This window comes from Alteromonas sp. a30, from assembly GCF_026788005.1.
Taxonomy (GTDB): Bacteria; Pseudomonadota; Gammaproteobacteria; order Enterobacterales; family Alteromonadaceae; genus Paraneptunicella.
In genome coordinates this window covers 60,447-77,773 of record NZ_JABEPE010000002.1, presented here as the reverse complement: position 1 = coordinate 77,773, position 17,327 = coordinate 60,447, and the positions used below count along the sequence as shown (strand labels likewise).

Annotated in this window: 16 protein-coding genes; 5 read left to right on the top strand and 11 right to left on the bottom strand. The window is 43.6% G+C overall.

Annotated elements, in window-relative coordinates:
• Positions 1-29: 29 nt before the first annotated feature.
• The 10 genes from HJG39_RS02475 to HJG39_RS02430 form a co-directional block, all read right to left on the bottom strand.
• A complete protein-coding gene (locus HJG39_RS02475) occupies positions 30-842 on the bottom strand; it encodes a peptidoglycan DD-metalloendopeptidase family protein (protein WP_268406419.1) in 813 nt (270 codons plus the stop codon).
• A 9-nt stretch (positions 843-851) separates the two neighbouring features.
• Complete coding sequence (locus HJG39_RS02470; RefSeq protein WP_268406416.1) at positions 852-1,427, bottom strand: YqaA family protein; 576 nt, start codon at positions 1,425-1,427, stop codon at positions 852-854.
• The gene (locus HJG39_RS02465; protein ID WP_268406414.1) at positions 1,424-2,074 is read right to left on the bottom strand and encodes a protein-L-isoaspartate(D-aspartate) O-methyltransferase; all 651 of its coding nucleotides are present in this window, start codon (positions 2,072-2,074) and stop codon (positions 1,424-1,426) included. Before HJG39_RS02465 ends, HJG39_RS02470 begins: the two co-directional genes overlap by 4 nt.
• Before the next feature lie 5 nt (positions 2,075-2,079).
• Positions 2,080-2,826 carry a 5'/3'-nucleotidase SurE gene (gene surE, locus HJG39_RS02460; protein ID WP_268406413.1) on the bottom strand — a complete coding sequence of 249 codons (747 nt, stop codon included), beginning with the start codon at positions 2,824-2,826 and terminating at the stop codon, positions 2,080-2,082.
• 13 nt (positions 2,827-2,839) lie between these two features.
• On the bottom strand, positions 2,840-3,916 hold the full coding sequence (truD, locus tag HJG39_RS02455; protein ID WP_442780993.1) for a tRNA pseudouridine(13) synthase TruD: 1,077 nt from the start codon (positions 3,914-3,916) through the stop codon (positions 2,840-2,842).
• Between the two features lie 53 nt (positions 3,917-3,969).
• On the bottom strand, positions 3,970-4,488 hold the full coding sequence (gene ispF / locus HJG39_RS02450) for a 2-C-methyl-D-erythritol 2,4-cyclodiphosphate synthase (protein ID WP_268406409.1): 519 nt from the start codon (positions 4,486-4,488) through the stop codon (positions 3,970-3,972).
• Entirely contained in the window at positions 4,478-5,224 is a 747-nt protein-coding gene (gene ispD / locus HJG39_RS02445) for a 2-C-methyl-D-erythritol 4-phosphate cytidylyltransferase (RefSeq protein ID WP_268406407.1), read from the bottom strand. Before ispD ends, ispF begins: the two co-directional genes overlap by 11 nt.
• A gap of 45 nt (positions 5,225-5,269) precedes the next feature.
• The gene (ftsB, locus tag HJG39_RS02440; protein ID WP_268406404.1) at positions 5,270-5,551 is read right to left on the bottom strand and encodes a cell division protein FtsB; all 282 of its coding nucleotides are present in this window, start codon (positions 5,549-5,551) and stop codon (positions 5,270-5,272) included.
• A 242-nt stretch (positions 5,552-5,793) separates the two neighbouring features.
• Positions 5,794-8,952, bottom strand: a complete 3,159-nt coding sequence (gene putA, locus HJG39_RS02435) for a bifunctional proline dehydrogenase/L-glutamate gamma-semialdehyde dehydrogenase PutA (RefSeq protein WP_268406402.1) — start codon at positions 8,950-8,952, stop codon at positions 5,794-5,796.
• 296 nt (positions 8,953-9,248) lie between these two features.
• Positions 9,249-9,869: a TIGR04211 family SH3 domain-containing protein gene (locus HJG39_RS02430; protein ID WP_268406399.1), complete on the bottom strand. Its 621-nt coding sequence runs from the start codon at positions 9,867-9,869 to the stop codon at positions 9,249-9,251.
• A 165-nt stretch (positions 9,870-10,034) separates the two neighbouring features.
• Here HJG39_RS02430 and HJG39_RS02425 point away from each other — a divergent pair, with 165 nt between their 5' ends.
• Both HJG39_RS02425 and HJG39_RS02420 read left to right on the top strand, forming a co-directional pair.
• Positions 10,035-11,513 (top strand): CYTH domain-containing protein, encoded by a 1,479-nt coding sequence (locus HJG39_RS02425; RefSeq protein ID WP_268406397.1) that lies wholly within the window; start codon positions 10,035-10,037, stop codon positions 11,511-11,513.
• An 80-nt stretch (positions 11,514-11,593) separates the two neighbouring features.
• Positions 11,594-12,703 carry a helix-turn-helix transcriptional regulator gene (locus HJG39_RS02420; RefSeq protein WP_268406395.1) on the top strand — a complete coding sequence of 370 codons (1,110 nt, stop codon included), beginning with the start codon at positions 11,594-11,596 and terminating at the stop codon, positions 12,701-12,703.
• A 13-nt stretch (positions 12,704-12,716) separates the two neighbouring features.
• Here HJG39_RS02420 and mutH read toward each other — a convergent pair whose 3' ends face one another.
• On the bottom strand, positions 12,717-13,403 hold the full coding sequence (mutH, locus tag HJG39_RS02415) for a DNA mismatch repair endonuclease MutH (protein ID WP_268406392.1): 687 nt from the start codon (positions 13,401-13,403) through the stop codon (positions 12,717-12,719).
• A 113-nt stretch (positions 13,404-13,516) separates the two neighbouring features.
• On the opposite strand from mutH, the gene rppH reads away from it, so the two are divergent.
• The 3 genes from rppH (at position 13,517) to lgt (ending at position 17,314) form a co-directional block, all read left to right on the top strand.
• On the top strand, positions 13,517-14,053 hold the full coding sequence (gene rppH / locus HJG39_RS02410) for an RNA pyrophosphohydrolase (RefSeq protein WP_268406390.1): 537 nt from the start codon (positions 13,517-13,519) through the stop codon (positions 14,051-14,053).
• A gap of 38 nt (positions 14,054-14,091) precedes the next feature.
• Positions 14,092-16,374 (top strand): phosphoenolpyruvate--protein phosphotransferase, encoded by a 2,283-nt coding sequence (gene ptsP, locus HJG39_RS02405; RefSeq protein ID WP_268406388.1) that lies wholly within the window; start codon positions 14,092-14,094, stop codon positions 16,372-16,374.
• A 139-nt stretch (positions 16,375-16,513) separates the two neighbouring features.
• Positions 16,514-17,314 carry a prolipoprotein diacylglyceryl transferase gene (gene lgt, locus HJG39_RS02400; RefSeq protein WP_268406386.1) on the top strand — a complete coding sequence of 267 codons (801 nt, stop codon included), beginning with the start codon at positions 16,514-16,516 and terminating at the stop codon, positions 17,312-17,314.
• Positions 17,315-17,327: the final 13 nt, after the last annotated feature.

Here is a 17,327-nt window from a genome sequence, read left to right as displayed (position 1 = left end):
ATTTTTTCTTATTCTTCTTATTTTATTTTTTATTTTGGTAAATACCTGAGTGGATCAACCGACTTCCCTTTGTAACGTATTTCAAAGTGAAGCATTGTTTGGTCCGTACCGGAATTTCCCATGTGAGCAACTCGCTGTCCTGCTTTTACCCACTGTTGTTCCTTAACAATTATGGTGTCGTTATGAGCGTAAGCGCTTAAATATGATTCAGAGTGCTTAATGATCACAAGATTGCCATATCCTCGCAATGCATTCCCTGTATAAACTACCTTTCCATCTGCTGCTGCTTTTACCGGGTCGCCTTTGCTACCTGCAATATCGAGCCCTTTATTACCTTCAGCAGCAAGTGAAAATTTGTTAATAATTTTGCCCTTGCTTGGCCATGTCCATTGGCTTATTTCAGACGGAAAAGATGACTTTTTTTGTGCTGCATTGCGTTTTACGTACTTACCATACGCCTTCTTTTTTTTGCGATCAACCGTTTGAATAGGTTTGTTTTTCGTGGTTTTTGTGCGGAAATTTGGTGTGTTTTTTTGCTGTCGGTTATTTGACGGTATAAGTGTTATTTTCTGCCCAGGGTATATAGAGTAAGGCTTTGAGATGCCATTGATTTGTGCAATTTCCCTGAAGTCTCGACCTGCAGAAAAAGCAATTGAGTAGAGAGTGTCGTCTTTTTTGACAATATAATATTTTGAATTAACAATCGGTCTTTTTATAACATTATGACCTGAATGCTTTCCTAGTCTAACGACGGGAGCAGGGCCTGTACGAGAACTACAGCCGCTGACCAATAAGGCGATAAAGGCGAAAAGTAGGAAAATGTAACCTCTATTCTCGGTCATTATATTTACCTATATTAGAAGGTAAGTCAACACCGCAAGGAAAATAGTCGTCCATCCAATCCAGTCCATATACTTTCTCAATTTTTGCTCCATGATCTCACCGCCCCAATACATCAACCCGGCAACAAGATAAAAACGCATTCCTCTACTGATTGTCGAAACTAACATAAAGGGAATGAAAGCCATACCTAAAAAGCCTGCGCTGATTGTAAAAATTTTATACGGGATAGGTGAGAAACCGGCTAAAAAAACGATGCCAATGCCATATTCTTTAAACCAACCTATAGCCATTTCGAGGCGATCTGCGTAGCCCCATTGGTTGATGAGCGGTTCAATATAATTATCAAAAGCTAGCCAGCCGAGCAGATAACCGCACGCTCCACCAATAACAGATGAAACCGTAGTGATTGTTGCATAAAACCAGGCTTTTGTACGATTAGCTAAAGCCATCGGTGCAAGCATGACATCAGGCGGGATTGGGAAGAAGATGGATTCACTTAATCCTAATAAGAAAAGGTAATACTGTGCGTGTTTGTGCCTAGCCCAACGTAGTGTTGTGTCGTAAAGCTTTTCAAAGATTCTCACGATAAATCACCGGGTACAAGCGGAACAAAGCGCACATCCTCAATGTATTTTTGTTCGAAATGATTGCCCCGCCGTGTAATTAGCAGCAGTGTTTGGGCATCAGTACCAACGGGGATCACCAATTGTCCCGCATCTTCTAATTGAGGGAGAAGTTTTTGAGGTAATGAGCTAGCTGCCGCAGTCACGATAATCGCATCGTATTTTCCTTTACTTGGCCAACCTTCCCAGCCGTCGCCATGCTTCATACCAACATTATATAAGTCGAGCTTTTGCAAACGTCGTTTGGCTTGAAATTGTAATAACTTGATGCGCTCTACTGAAAAAACCTGATCAAATATTTGCGCTAGAATTGCGGATTGATAACCGGAACCGGTGCCTATTTCGAGCACTTTTCGGTGAGGGTGCTCCCCATTTAAGAGTAGTTCTGTCATCTTGGCAACGATATAGGGTTGTGAAATCGTCTGCCCTTGACCAATTGGTAGCGCAGTATTTAAGTATGCTTGATGCTGTAGCGTTTCGGGGATAAACATTTCTCTTGGCGTACTGGCTATCGCTTTTAGTACGCCTGAGTGTGAAATGCCTTCCTTTTTCAGCAAAGCGGCAAGGGTTTCTCCTCGCCGTGTCAGTTGAATTTTAAATCCACTCATTGTTGTTATAGCTTTTCAATCCACTCTTGTATTTCTTCTAAGCTTTTATAAGCTGTCATATCAACCGAAATGGGTGTCACCGAGCAATAACCACTGGCGACCGCATGGAAGTCAGTTCCCTCTCCGGCATCTTGTTCCTGTCCCACCTTGCCATACCAGAAAATTTCTCTGCCAGCGGCGTCTTCTGCTTTGACCATTGATTCAGCACGGTGTCGACGACCTTGACGAGTGACTTTGATGCCTTTTAGCTCTTCAATCGGAATGTTTGGGACATTAATATTTAAAATTTGGTCTGCTTTTAATGGATGCGCTTTTAAGTGACGGATAATATTTCTGACGACTAGCGCTGCAGTCTTAAAATGTTCACCAGTGCGGCTATTTAATGATACCGCTATGGCCGGCAATCCCATGTAACGCCCTTCGGTGGCTGCGGCTACGGTACCTGAATAAATAACATCATCGCCTAAATTGGGACCATGGTTGATTCCCGATACTACTAGTTCCGGGTCATCATCCATAAACTGGTTAATGCCCAAATGCACGCAATCAGAGGGGGTTCCGTTAACTGAATGGAAACCGTTTTGCATTTTCTGTATACGCAAAGGGTACATAAGCGATAAAGCATTGCTAGCACCACTGCAATTTCGATCTGGTGCAATCACGGTTACATTGTGCTCTTCTGCAAGCACTTCATGCAAAGCTGCTAACCCCTCGGCATGAACACCATCATCATTACTGAGCAAAATTTTCATCTGCTTGATTCCTTTAATCTGTTATCACCAGCTCTCTTAAAATGGATGTTGCGAAACAGCCGGGCGGTAGATAAAACTGAAGTGTCAGGTTATTGCCAGATAACTCCCAATTCAATTTTAATGGATAAAGCCATAGGGGGCGACGCTCTTGTTTCAGTCCTAGCGCCTCTAACATTTCGCATTGTTCTGGGTGCTGTTCTGCAATACTCGACTCAAAGGCCAGAGCTTCACCTGTAGAACCTAGCTCACCTTTACCCCAAAGTGGGGCTGAGAGCTGAATATCTTGTTCTTTTAAGCGAGACTGAATCATAGCATCAGGTGTCTCGCAATGAAAAAAACTATTGCTGCCAGCCAGCATCAAAATATCGCCGGAAATCGCTTCATGAATAGATTGATTGTTGTGGCGAGCATAGTGAATACGTCCATGAACAAATTCGTTAAATAGCCATGAGCGTAAAGCTGATATGGCCATAGAGCGTTTGTTCCTGTTTCGTATGCTTTCGCCCTCTAACATCTTTTGCGCTAATTCTAAGTTACCACCGCGGCGTTTGGTTGTTTGACTGCTATCGTCTGTTTCCGGTTGGAGTCGAATTTCGCCGAATCGCTGAGAGCCGTAATAATTAGGTACACCGAGTTTTTCAATTTGTGCAAGCCGAGCTTCTAGTCCTTCTGTATGACTAAGATTACGCAATGTGATTTGGAATTGGTTGCTGTCTAAATTTCCGGGACGTAGCTTCTTATGATGTCTTTCTCTCCGAAGAATTTCGGCGCCAGGTAAGTTAAAAGTGGACCAGTCAGGCTCCGCTTTTCCCGGCATATGTAGGCTAAACCACTGTTCGGTGACAGCAAATTTGTCTTTTCTTCCCGCATAACTCACATTTCGAAGCGGTAGCTGTGCAAACTTTGCTAATTGTTCTGCTACAAACGCGGTATTTAGACCTGTTTTCTTCAACCAAATAAGGCAGTGCTCACCTTCTCCCAACGGCTCAAAGGTTAGTAATTCTTTTACAATAAAATCTTCTGGCCGAGATTTTAACTCAGCGGTAATATTCGGCGTGCCATGATAATGGAGCCAGTGATCCGTTTGCATGATAGGTGTGGTCATGGTTACAACTCTTTTTTATTATTTTAATTAACCAACTATTACTCAGGTTGTTGAGGCTTTTGAACCAGCAACACATTTGCGTAACTTGCGATGCCTTCTTTTCTGCCTGTAAAGCCCAATTTCTCTGTGGTGGTGGCTTTCACATTAATTTGCTCAAGTTGGCATTGGCAATCTTCGGCGATATTTTGTCGCATAGCGTTGATATAAGGGGCCATTTTAGGGGCCTGAGCTACGATAGTGCTGTCAATATTATTAACAGCATATCCACGCTCATGAATATCTAAAATCACTTTACGTAAAAGTAATCGGCTATCTATATTTTTAAATTCTTCTGCGGTATCGGGAAAGTGGTAACCAATATCCCGAAGAGCTAATGCGCCGAGAATGGCGTCACAAATGGCGTGTAATAAAACATCACCATCAGAATGTGCAAGTAAGCCAGTATCGTATTGAATGGTTTCTCCGCCAATGACAATCGGGCCTTCTCCGCCAAATTTATGAACATCATAGCCCTGACCTATCCGTAAAAAGCCTAGTGGGAGAGCGTTATGACTCATAAGTACCTCGATTTTTTATGTAGAATTCAGCCAGTTTTAGGTCTTGTGGGTGTGTGACTTTTATATTGCTCGAACAGCCTTCAACCAGCTTCACACTGCCTTTTTGGAACTCAATGGCTGATGCCTCATCGGTCACTTTCCGCCCCTGATTCAATCCCATTTCCAGTGCTTGGAGCAATTCCTGAGCAGGGAAAAACTGTGGTGTTAGAGCGTGCCATAAGTTGTCTCGTTCAACGGTTTGGTTGACCAGTGGTGTTGATGACGAAGTGGCTTCACTGCGTTTCATGGTGTCGCGGACAGGCGTTGCTAAAATGCCACCACAGCCACTGCCGTGTAAGGCGAGTAGCTGACTAATGTCGTGATGGGAAACACAGGGGCGAGCTGCATCGTGAACGAGTGCCCACTCGCTATCAAAATTTTCGCTGGTTTGTTGCAGATGTTGCAGACCAGCAAGCACAGAGTCAGATCGTTCTTTACCACCATCAATACGGGTTAGCCAAGGTGATTTAGCGATTTTGAGTGAACCAAAATATTCGTCGTTAGGGTTAATAGCAACAAGGATATGCTTGATTTGTGGATGACTGATAAGGGTTGCTAGTGTCCACTCTAAAAGGCTCTTGTTTAGCAACGTTAGGTATTGCTTTGGAATATTGGTTTTCATGCGCTTTCCTACGCCAGCGGCGGGAACAATCGCAGAAAACTGAGGGAGTGGATCAGCGCTGTGTATCATTGTCATGAAAATACTTTAATGAGTTGAATATCTGGGATTAATGCGTTTCTTTTAACGTTCCGAGGGAAGGATGCGATAGAACGTTTCCCCAGGCTTTATCAGGCCAAGCTCGTTGCGCGCTCTTTCTTCTATTGCTTCTAGGCCAATTTTTAAGTCATGAATATCAGCGCGTAACAAGCTGTTCCTTTGTCTCAGTTTTGCATTTTGCAATTCCTGTTTAGCGACTTCCTTTTCTTGCAGGAGGTAGTCCGGAATACTGTGTTTGCCGAACCAAAGTCGATATTGCAACAAGGATAAGCAAACTAACAGAATCATACTGACCCATTTGCCCATGAGATGCTACGCCTTCATTTTTAGTAGTGAGGTTATTATGCGTATTTGATAATAAGTCGCAACAAAAGATACACAAAATTAGTTAAATTTGTCGTTAAGCTACTGGCGAGAAAGACGAAAAGGTTTGTTGTGATCGACTGCGCCTGAGGGGGAGATGTCCAAGTCGAGTTGTCAATGGAAGAAAATGTGGCGACTAATTGTCGCCACAAGGCTTGTTTAAGGGGGTGAGCTTACCGTATTACTTAATCACCTAGGCTCAGCAAAGTGGTGTTACCACCAATTGCCGTAACGTTATTGCTATAGGTTTTTTCCGTCACAAATCGTGTTAAATAATGAGGACCACCGGCTTTCGGACCTGTTCCTGACAAGCCTTGACCACCAAACGGTTGTACTCCAACAATAGCGCCAACTTGGTTACGGTTAATATAAACATTACCGACATCAATACGGTCTGCCACATCGAAGGCGAAAGATTCGTTTCGACTGTGAATCCCCAATGTAAGGCCAAAGCCCGTGCCGTTGATTTCATCAATCACCACATCCAATTCTTTTGCTTTGAAGCGGATGATGTGAAGGATTGGACCAAAGTGCTCCTTATCCAGTTGCTTAATACTATCGATCTCAATGGCGCTTGGTTGCACATAGCTGCCTTTTTTGCTCATTTCTGGCATCGGTACTGTCGATATAAGCTTGCCGGCACGACTGATGGCTTCGATATGCGCAGTTAAGCTTGCTTGTGCAGTGTGGTCGATTACCGGTCCGACATCTGTTTTGTAAGAAAGCGGATCACCCACACTCAGTTCCTGCATTGCTCCATCAAGTAGTTCTAATACACGGTCTGCTACGTCATCTTGCACATACATAACGCGCAGTGCTGAACAGCGTTGTCCAGCACTCTTGAAAGCAGAGGCCAGTGCATCAGTTACCACTTGCTCGGGTAATGAGGTGCTGTCAACAATCATGGCATTTTGACCGCCGGTTTCAGCGATTAATGTTGCGATAGCACCATCACGTTGCGCCAAAGAAATATTGATTCGTTTAGCGGTGCCGGTTGAACCAGTAAAGCAAACGCCAGCAATGCGCGTATCATCGGTAAGTTGGGGGCCAATTACACTGCCTTTACCCGGCAAAAATTGGATGACTTCTTTGGGGAAGCCAACTTTTAACATCAGTTCTATAGTGCGGTGGGCGACAAGCCCTGTCTGTTCTGCTGACTTGGCTATGACAGTATTACCAGTCACCAGTGCTGCTGAAATTTGTCCTAAGAAAATTGCCAGCGGGAAGTTCCATGGGCTAATACAAACAAACACACCTTTGCCGGAAACGAAAATTTCATTGCGCTCTCCTGTTGGCCCCGGCAGTAATGGGTCTGCATTAAAGAGCTTGCGGCCCTCGATGGCATAAAAACGACAAAAGTCCACCGCTTCGCGTACTTCATCAATGCCATCTTGCAGCGATTTACCTGCTTCCATGGTGCAAAGTGCGATTAACTCATGCTCGTTGGCTTCCAATTCATCTGCCAGTTTTTCCAGTAAAGAGGCGCGCTCTTCAATAGGACGGCGGTTCCAGCTTCTAAATGCTCTGTGTGCGCTAAATACCGCATTTTCGGTTTCTTCCGGTGTTGCCCAGTAGATTTCACCCACCTGATGTTCGCGATTTTGTGGGCTGGTGACGGTAATTTTTTCGCCACCTGAACGTTTTTCTCCATCAACGATCGGGCCGCCATGCCATTGCTTTTTGGCATGGGTTTCCACGCTGGATAAAAACGGTTTCTGTAAAGACTCAATATCTAAGTTTGTGCCTTGTGAGTTTTTTCTTGAACCGAAAATTTGTGGTGGCAGTGGGATTTTATCGTTTGCCAAACTGGCATTACCTTTTAAAGACTCAAGTGGATGCTCAACAAGCGACTCCACAGGCGTGTTTGGATCAACAAGTTTGTGGACAAATGAGCTATTGGCGCCGTTTTCCAACAAGCGTCGAACAAGGTATGGCAGCAAGTCTTTATGCGCTCCAACAGGGGCGTAAATCCGCACATTCATATTGGGCGAGTTACTCAGCACCGTGTCGTAAAGCTCTTCTCCCATGCCGTGTAAGCGCTGGAATTCCATTTCACGGTCGCCAGCAATCCGTTTAATACAAAGCAGAGTATGGGCATTGTGGGTAGCAAATTGTGGGAAAATGTTGCCTTTGGTGTGATCGCTCAACAAGAAATGTGCACAAGCAAGGTAGCTGACATCTGTGCTGGCTTTGCGGGTATAAACCGGATACGAAGCAATGCCCATTTCTTGGCTCCACTTGATCTCGGAATCCCAATAGGCACCTTTTACTAAGCGCACGGGAATCGCGTCGCCTTGCGCATTTGCGAGCTGGTTAATCCACATTAATACCGGTAATGCGCGTTTTGAATAGGCTTGAACAACCAAACCTAAACCACCCCAGCCTTTTGATTGGGGAGACTGATACACTTTTTCGAATAAGCTAAGTGACAGCTCTAAGCGATTCATTTCCTCGGCGTCTACGCTGATAGCGACGTTGAGATCGCGTGCTAATTCCACTAAGGCAACAACGCGCTGATATAATTCAGTTAAAACGCGATCTTCATTTGCCACCTCGTAACGAGGGTGAAGGGCCGACAATTTAATGGAAATAGTGGGTAATGCCGGGTGAGTTTCCGCGATGCTTTCTGCGCCGATGGATTTAATCGCACTGGCGTATGCATCAAAATAACGTTGGGCATCGTGGTTCGTAAGTGCGGCTTCACCTAACATATCGTAAGAGTGTGTATAACCCTTGGTACGCTGGCTACGACTATGCTTTAAGGCTTCTTCAATACTGCGCCCTAAGACGAATTGTTTCCCCATGATCTGCATTGCCGCATACATCGCTTTGCGCACAACGGGCTCACCAAGTCGATTTACCAGTTTATCTAAGGCGTTGAGTTGGTCTTTGGGAGTGTTGGTTTGTAGGATTTTTCCTGTTAACAATAATCCCCAAGTTGATGCGTTAACTAGCATCGAACCACTTCTTTTTAAGTGCGCTTTCCAATTTGCGCTCGACAATTTGTCCTTAATTAAGGCGTCAGCAGTCGCGGCATCTGGAATGCGCAACAAAGCTTCCGCTAAACACATCAATACAATGCCTTCTTGGGTGTCGAGGCTGTATTCTTGAAGAAACTTGTCGATGCTATCTCCGCCGTTGGTTTCTTCACGCACGCGGTTAATTAAATTAATGGCATCCTGACGCAGCTTTAAAAGCTCAGTTTCGTCTTCATCTACAAGAGTAAGTAATTCATTTAAATACTCGTTTTCATCAACAATGTAGTTGTTGGTGATGATTTGTCTCAGCTCACTCAGTGAGGGTAGGGTGTAAGCATTGCTTTTGAGTTCACTTGCACGAAACATAGTTTGCGTCTCCTGACATTGGAATTAAAACATCAGTTTTTCAATTGAATCATTATTTTAATCATAGGGATTCAAAGGCGTTAAATGGGCCATTAAAGGGACAAATAACTACTGCAAATTCAAAAAATCGCCCCCCAAAAACAACAGTATCATGGGGGCATTTAGGAACCTTAATAGGTTTGCGCCATTATTTTCAAAATGCTGACAAAACCAATGCCTTCTTTATGGTCAGACCAGTGAAAACATGGGTTTTTTGTAAATAAAACGAGACAGCAAGCGCGCCGGGTCTGGGCGCTTTACATCCAAGTGTCACGGCGCTGACGTTTTTTAGGAAGATAAGTAATCACGATACCAATAATGACGCCGCCGAGTGCAAGTAAGCCACCACGGACAAACCATTCCTTTTGTGAGGCATAACTTTCCTGTGATATACGTTGCTGAGATTGCTCGTGTTCTTTCAATAACTGATCATATTGAGTTTGTAGACTCACCTTTTCTGACTCTAGCTTTTCGATATATTTACTCAGCTGGGTGATGCGTGTTTCCTTATTCATTAACGTTTCCCTGAATCCCGCCATTTCTTCCTTTAACTGTGGAATTTGGTCTCGAAGACTCGGCGTTTCGGAAACGTGACGACCCTCTACCCAACCTCGTCTATCCTTATCATCAATAATTTCGACATACTGGGTTTCGGCGTCGGTTTGTAATTGAGTGATCGGTGTTCCCGCAGAGACAGAGCCTAGAATGCGATAGTTACGACCTGGCCCACTATGTAAATAAATATACAGGTCGTCTGAGATAAACCGGGGCTCTCCGTCGACTAACTCATTGCCGGATGAATCATTGCTTTGAGCGACGACATGAGCGGAAAATATCAGTAAAAACACAAGAAATAATCGATTAATTTGTGCTACCAAGGTAAGGCTCCATGTTGAAACTTTTTATAACAAACAGGATGTTAGGGGGATTCAAAAAGAAAGGCAACTAACGAAGAGTAGAAACTCATTGCCAAATAATATTTCTCGGGATAAGGTTCCTGTTTACTGTTAACATTTATTTAAAATAACAACGCCCGCCAAAAAATGGACGATGAAATTGAACTGAAGCTGTTAGTTAAGCCCGAAGCCGGCGACCAACTCTATGAAAGCTTCATTAAGAATCAGCAGCCTGATTACACTCGCAACTCTTCTCAGTTATACAATAGCTACTTTGACACTCCTGATAAACGCCTCCAATCCCTTGGTATGGCTTGTCGTGTGCGTGGCAAAGATGGCAAATTTGAACAAACCATCAAAACGCGTGGTGAATCCACAGGTGGTTTAGCGCAGCGTCCAGAATATAACGTCGCGATAGAAGGTAACAAACCAAATTTAATGTTGTTTGAAGCGATTCAATGGCCTGAAGACGTGTCAGTGAGGGCACTTCAAGATGACTTACACTGTTTATTTGATACGCATTTTGAGCGTGATGTGTATTTACTAAATATTGATGACGATACCGAAATAGAGTGCGTTTTTGATTCAGGCATGATTGAAACAACAAAACATCAGGACCCAATTTGTGAAATTGAATTGGAACTGAAAAAAGGTCAGGCTTCAGCATTATTGAAAACAGCGAAAGCTATTTTACAGTTTGTGCCATTCCGTTTGGGTACGCAAAGCAAAGCACAACGAGGTTATCGTCTAGTTGACGGTGTAAGGATGGAGCGTAAACGTATTTCCGAAGCGATTCATCCTCAGACTCAAGGTAATGTTGAAACTGTTCTGATGACAGCACTACAAGAAGCACTATCCTTCTGGCAGCATTGTGAGCAATTCTATTTAGAAGAAGCTAAACCTCGCGAATTACAGAGTATTGCCAATGTTCAAGGCTTCATCCACAAGGTAACGACGCTGTTTGGTGATTACCTGAGCTGCCCAGAATTGAAAAAGGTCTCGCAAAAAGCACAATCGCTCCGTCAATCTTGGATGTGGGCTGAACGCGTCGATGCTATTCGGGAGTTGCATTCTTCAAAGGGCGCCTTCCGTAAAAAGCTATCGAATAATGACGGATTAAGAAAACAGTTGCGTGTGCAATTACGCGATTTACTTGAGCAGGAAAAACCGGAGGAGTGTTTTTTTAATAAAGAATATACTTCGTTGCAGTTAGATGTGCTTGAATTGCTGTTGCTAAAACCTTGGCGTAAACACGGACAAGCGTATTTGAATGATATTACTGATTGCGCTTCGCAGTGGGTGGTCAACACGGTCAAACAAATTCAAACTTTGATTGGAAGTCAGAAATACGCAACTGCTCAGCAAGCAATGACATCCTATACTTTACTAAAGGACATGGATTATTTGGCATTATTCCTTGATGAGTCGTTGTTACAGCGGACGCATTCCTGTGACGTTAATTGGCGAAATATGCTTGATGGCGTTGTGGATCTGCTTACCTTGCAAGTATTCGAGGAATCGCTTTCAACGATGAATCTTGAAGACAAAGCATCGTTAACAAAATGGTGTACAAGGAAACAGCGCGATACGCTGGAACTCATGGGTGAAGTTCAGCATCTTCTTTAAAATGAATGTGTTGTACTGTACTTGAGCGCTTCAATTTTGCTAGGCCAAGTGCCAATACCGTGAATCCAATGGTCAGGTAAATGAATCAAGTTACAATAGCGTTTCAAATTTTTCTTATTGCCATTGGGTGTGCTTGGATATTTCCTCTGGTTTTAACATGGGTGAGATATGATCGCCTCCCTCATGCGCGTTATGCGTTTATCTTCATTTTATCTGCGCCATTGATGCTGCTAGATAACGTGCTGGTGGTATTTAATTGGCATGTTCCCTTTTCCTATTTACTTGGTCTTTTTGACTTTATCCCCGTATTGTTGATTGTGTTGTCTTTTTTGAGCGTGCAAAAAATGTTGCTTGAAAGGCCCGAGAAGCCCTCGCGGCATTTGTGGGTAGTGGTTTTTTTTGCGTTGCTCCAGTTCCCTTTTTTGTTGATGAATCCCGAAGCTAAAGTGCTGATTAATGTGTCTCCAGTTGTAGGGGAGTTTAAGATATTTTGGTTTGTTTATTTGTATCAGTTGCTGGTGGCAATTGTGGTATTGGCTTATGCCGCTTTTATACTGCTGGACTTAAATGCCTATAAAAATCACTTACCTGAACATACGGCCGACACGGGATTTTATAAAGTTAAATCACTAACAGTCATGCACGCTATGATGTTAGCTGTTTCTGCAACAGCCATTGTTACGGTGTTGCTGGTTGCGTTGGATTTAAGTTACATAGCAGTGTGGCAATTTGGCCTTGTGATGTTGTATTCATTCTCTTTGTGGTTGGTCGCTATGGTGCTGGTGGAAAAGCGGTTATATGCACCTTCTCCAATAAATTACTTTTCACTGCACCATAAACAATTAAATGAGCAAGATATGCAACTTATCTTGGATAAAGCGGATGCGGCAATTGTTGAAAATAAAATCTATAGGAAAAAAGGCATTCGTTTACGGCAATTGTGCGATTTAAGTGGAATTGAGCCCACTGAGTTCGCTATTGCTTGTCGAGAAATCCAAGGTAAAACGTTTAGAGATTTCATTTTCCACTATCGGTTAGAGTACGCCAAGTTACTGCTTAGCCAAACGGATACCAAGGTCTCCGTCGTAGCTCGCAAGCTCGGATTTGATTCCGAAAAATCGCTAAGTGAAATGTTTGAGCGATATGTTGAAAAGTTAACGAAAGAACATGATGCTTCGAAAGAAGGATGAGAATACGCCTTGGTTACATGGTTCCAAAATGTTGCTCTAGTATTGCCTGAGTAAACTGCTTTCGTAAGTAAAAACCACGTGGGCGGGTTTTGATTATTTGCCCCTTGTTACCAATAGCATCAGTTAACACATCTCCATTTGCTGCCTTAGGGCGAAGTTGTAAAAACTCGCCGTGACGAGCCGTAATGTCTTCTATGCGTCCCAGTACAATAAAATCCATGAGTTCCTCCCAATCCGCTTGTAATTGCTGTTGTTGCTCCTGAGATGGCTGCCATAAAAAAGCCGTCCCTATCATTCGCTCGGCTGGGGGGATGTCTCGGCTACCTTGAATGGGCAACCACAACACCTGGCGCAACTTGTTATACACATTTGAGTGCTGCCATTGAATACCTGTCAAACCAAGCAAAGGGGCAAAGCAAACGTAAGTGGTTTCCAGCGGTTCGCCTTTGCTACCAATTGGAATAGTTTTTAATTCAATACCGAGTTCTGGGAAGTCTTGCTGCGGCTTTGAACCTGCGGTTGCACCTAGCATGAGTTCTATGAGTTGCCCGCTCCAACCTTTCTCGGTTTTAAAATTATCAGGGACTTTCACGTTGGCGATTTTTGCCAGTTCTCCTAAACTCAAACCGGACAGGGATAATGCTCGTTGCATTAGCTCTTCTGGACTTTGTGGCGGGTTCGAAGGCACAGATACAGGCATGCAAAAACTCTCTTACTGATGTAATCGTTGGATTTGTTTTCTTAAAGCTTTGAAAGCGTATCAGTTTGTGGAAGAATGGAAAACATCTATAAGGTTATGCGCCCGGAGTCTAAGTGATAGATACAGAGGGGTTCCGCGCGAATGTTGGCATTATTATTTGTAACCAGCAGGGCCAATTGTTTTGGGCTCGGCGTTACGGGCAACATTCATGGCAGTTTCCGCAAGGCGGAATAGACGATGGTGAAACTCCAGAACAAGCAATGTTTCGTGAATTGCATGAGGAAGTGGGGTTAAGAGCCAATCAAGTTAAAATACTTAAAGCGACGAAAAACTGGGTACGATATCGTTTACCGAAACGGCTTATTCGCCGTGAATCAACGCCTATTTGCATCGGACAAAAACAGAAGTGGTTTTTGCTTCAGTTAACCTGTCCAGAGCAAGAAGTGAACTTAACCCATTCAGGGCATCCTGAATTTGATGAGTGGCGTTGGGTAAGTTATTGGTATCCAATCAGAAATGTTGTCTCTTTCAAACGAGAGGTTTATCGCAAAGTAATGAAGGAATTTGTAACGGTTGCTATGCCTAGTCAGCCGTTTTCAAATCGCCATTCTACTTCTGAGCGACCCCAAAAAAGACGACGTAGGAGATAGTTGACGGAGCGGTTTTCCGTAGGAGATTTAGCTAAGTAATGCTTACCAAACTTAAGGAAATTGTGCAGGAGATTGGCCAGATTCCGGTTTTGGATGAAGCATTAGCCTGTGTTGCCCATCGCCTAGTTGAGGTGATGAATATCTCTTGTTGCAGTATTTACCTTGCCGACTACCAAAATAAGGTATTTGAATTAGTGGCAACTGATGGGTTGTCCGCTGATTCCGTTGGTAAGGTATCAATTGGCTTTTCAGAAGGGTTAATTGGGTTCGTTGGGCAAAAAGGCGAACCTATTAATGTGCCAGATGCGCAAACGCATTGGCGCTATAAACACATTCCAGAGGTTGAAGAGGAAGCTTATCACGGCTTTCTTGGCACCCCTATCATCCATCAACGCCAAGTTTTGGGCGTGATTACCATTCAAGATAAACAAACTCGAAAGTTTGGTGAGGAAGAAGAAGCTTTTTTAGTGACGCTTGCTGCCCAAATGGCATTGGAGATTGCGAATGCCGAGGTGCGCGGTGTCATACGGGTAAACGAGCCTAGGCATTTGGGTAAAAAGCGCCAAAGTGTCATCTTCGGTGTACCGGGTTCTCCTGGGCTAAATATAGGCTTGGGGTTAGTTCCAGAAGATAGAATTCAATTAAAAGATTATGTATTGCAGCGTAGCGATGATATTTCCGAAGACATTGCCGTGTACCGGGAGGCTGTGCTTGCAACCAAAGACGACATCCAAGAGCTAACAGAACGCATTGCCGGAACTGTGCCTCAAGATGTTGCGTCCATTTTCCAATTATACGAACAGTTGCTTGATGCCAATAGTTTAGGCAATGAAGTTGAAAGTAAGATTTTAGAAGGTTGGAATGCACCTTCAGCGCTAAAGCTTGTAGTGGAAGGCTATCGCAATCAGTTTGCAATGATGTCCGATCCTTACATGAAAGAACGGGCAATCGACGTTGAAGATCTTGGTGGGCGGGTTTTTGCTTATTTAGTGAATGATAAGGTTGTTCCTGAGGTTGACGTAGACTCCATTATTCTTGTGGCTGAAACGGTAACAGCAGCCATGCTTGCCGAATACCCGATGGAAAAACTCAAGGGGATTATTTCACTAAGAGGCTCAGGAAATTCCCACACTGCGATTATGGCAAGAGCAATGGGGATCCCGGCGGTGATGGGACTTTCCGATGTTCCTCTTGCGGTTTTTAATCGTTATCCAATACTAATTGATGGGTATTCTGGGACGATTCGGGTTAATCCTGAAGAAGCTGAGCTAAAACGCTTTAAACGGCTCATAGTTGAAGAACAAGAACTAGAGCGGATCATCGCGCAATATGCCGACCTTTGTGCCATCACCCGAGATGGAGAGCCGTTAGAATTGCTCATTAACGCAGGGTTGTCAGCCGACTTGGATGCTTCTTATCTTGCTCTGGGCGATGGTATTGGCTTGTACCGAACAGAAATTCCTTTTATGCAAAAAGAGCGCTTTCCCTCTGAGCAGGAGCAAGTCAATTTGTATCGGACGATGCTCAAAGCTTACCCCAACAAAAGTGTGACTATGCGAACGTTGGATGTGGGAGGAGACAAGCCGTTACCCTATTTAAGCTACGAGGAAGATAACCCTTTTCTTGGTTGGCGTGGTATTCGCTTAACATTAGATCATCCAGAGATATTTATTGTTCAAGTAAGAGCGATGCTTCGGGCCAGTATTGGTTTCTCCAATTTGCGGATTATGTTGCCAATGATTACTTCTGTTTCGGAAGTGAAAGAATCAAAACGTTTGATAAACCAAGCATTTTCGGAGGTACAAGATGAATGGCTGGCTGAAGGAGAAGTGCTTAAGCGACCTGAAATCGGTGTGATGATTGAGGTGCCTGCAACTGTTTATCAAATTCCAGCGCTAGCTGAACAAGTTGACTTTTTTTCTGTAGGTACAAACGATCTTATTCAATATTTGCTAGCGGTTGATAGGAATAATCCTCGGGTTTCGTCCATATACAATAATTTGCACCCCGCAGTTTTGGCGGTGTTGAAACAAATTATTGATCAGGCGAATGCTGTCGATACACCAGTGACGTTGTGTGGTGAATTAGGTGCAGATCCTGCCGCAATTATTCTTTTGTTGGCGATGGGATACCGAAAACTCAGCGTTAACGGTCATAATCTGGCGAAAGTAAAATGGGTCGTCAGTCAAATTGACATTGTGGAAGCACAACGCATTTTGGATGACGTGCTAAAACAACCCGATTCATTGGAAATTGGGGAGATTCTGAATCTTGAACTGGAAAATATGGGGCTAGGGGGCCTCGTTCGCGCAGGTAAATAATCAAATTCAGCGCATTCTAAAAGAAGGTCAATTGGGGTATAGCCTTCAAAACTCATTTTTCGACAATTTTAAAATAGTATGTGAAAGCGTACTCGGTAGAGTGCGGTTTAAACAAAAGTGGTGATTGAGACAACATAATATGGCAAATAACTATTTAACTTTTCCGAGCATTGACCCCATTATTTTTGAGGTAGGGCCGCTCGCTTTACGCTGGTACGGCTTGATGTATCTTCTCGGCTTTCTTGCTGCTTGGTGGTTAGCTAAACGGCGTTTATATCGCACAGGGTGGACCGAAGAGCATTTGAGCGATCTCCTGTTTATGGCATTTATGGGGGTCATTCTAGGTGGTCGGATTGGCTACGTGTTTTTTTATCAGTTTGAGGCATTTCTCGATGATCCACTCTACTTGTTTAAAATTTGGACAGGCGGCATGTCGTTCCACGGTGGCCTGCTTGGGGTTATCGCGGCACTGATTTATTTTGCCAAAAAACGGCAAGCAACCTTGTTAAAAGTCGGCGATTTCGTTGCACCACTGGTGCCAATTGGTTTAGGCTTTGGTCGATTAGGCAACTTCATCAATGCAGAGCTTTGGGGACGAACAACCGATGTTCCTTGGGCTTTTGTCTTTCCAAACGCAGGACCTTTGCCAAGACACCCTTCACAACTTTATGAGTTCTTCCTCGAAGGTGTTGTGCTATTTGCAATTTTATGGCTGGTTTCGATTAAGCCAAAACCAACAGGTGTGGTGTCGGGATTATTTTTAACAGGATATGGTGCATTCCGTTTTATTGTTGAATTTTTCCGCGAGCCAGATGAACATATTGGTCTCTATGGTAATTATTTGTCTCAAGGGCAATTACTGTCATTACCTATGATATTAGTTGGGTTGTTTATCATTGCTTATGCTTTTAAAAATGCATCAAAAAGTGCTAAAGCTTAATCGATAATATTTG

What these genes read in the sequence shown, in the direction of transcription:
- HJG39_RS02475 (WP_268406419.1), bottom strand. Translation starts at nt 842, where the DNA reads ATGACCGAGAATAGAGGTTACATTTTCCTACTTTTCGCCTTTATCGCC.
- HJG39_RS02465 (WP_268406414.1), bottom strand. Translation starts at nt 2,074, where the DNA reads ATGAGTGGATTTAAAATTCAACTGACACGGCGAGGAGAAACCCTTGCC.
- surE (WP_268406413.1), bottom strand. Translation starts at nt 2,826, where the DNA reads ATGAAAATTTTGCTCAGTAATGATGATGGTGTTCATGCCGAGGGGTTA.
- truD (WP_442780993.1), bottom strand. Translation starts at nt 3,916, where the DNA reads ATGCAAACGGATCACTGGCTCCATTATCATGGCACGCCGAATATTACC.
- ispF (WP_268406409.1), bottom strand. Translation starts at nt 4,488, where the DNA reads ATGAGTCATAACGCTCTCCCACTAGGCTTTTTACGGATAGGTCAGGGC.
- ispD (WP_268406407.1), bottom strand. Translation starts at nt 5,224, where the DNA reads ATGACAATGATACACAGCGCTGATCCACTCCCTCAGTTTTCTGCGATT.
- ftsB (WP_268406404.1), bottom strand. Translation starts at nt 5,551, where the DNA reads ATGGGCAAATGGGTCAGTATGATTCTGTTAGTTTGCTTATCCTTGTTG.
- putA (WP_268406402.1), bottom strand. Translation starts at nt 8,952, where the DNA reads ATGTTTCGTGCAAGTGAACTCAAAAGCAATGCTTACACCCTACCCTCA.
- HJG39_RS02425 (WP_268406397.1), top strand. Translation starts at nt 10,035, where the DNA reads ATGGACGATGAAATTGAACTGAAGCTGTTAGTTAAGCCCGAAGCCGGC.
- HJG39_RS02420 (WP_268406395.1), top strand. Translation starts at nt 11,594, where the DNA reads ATGAATCAAGTTACAATAGCGTTTCAAATTTTTCTTATTGCCATTGGG.
- mutH (WP_268406392.1), bottom strand. Translation starts at nt 13,403, where the DNA reads ATGCCTGTATCTGTGCCTTCGAACCCGCCACAAAGTCCAGAAGAGCTA.
- ptsP (WP_268406388.1), top strand. Translation starts at nt 14,092, where the DNA reads ATGCTTACCAAACTTAAGGAAATTGTGCAGGAGATTGGCCAGATTCCG.
- lgt (WP_268406386.1), top strand. Translation starts at nt 16,514, where the DNA reads ATGGCAAATAACTATTTAACTTTTCCGAGCATTGACCCCATTATTTTT.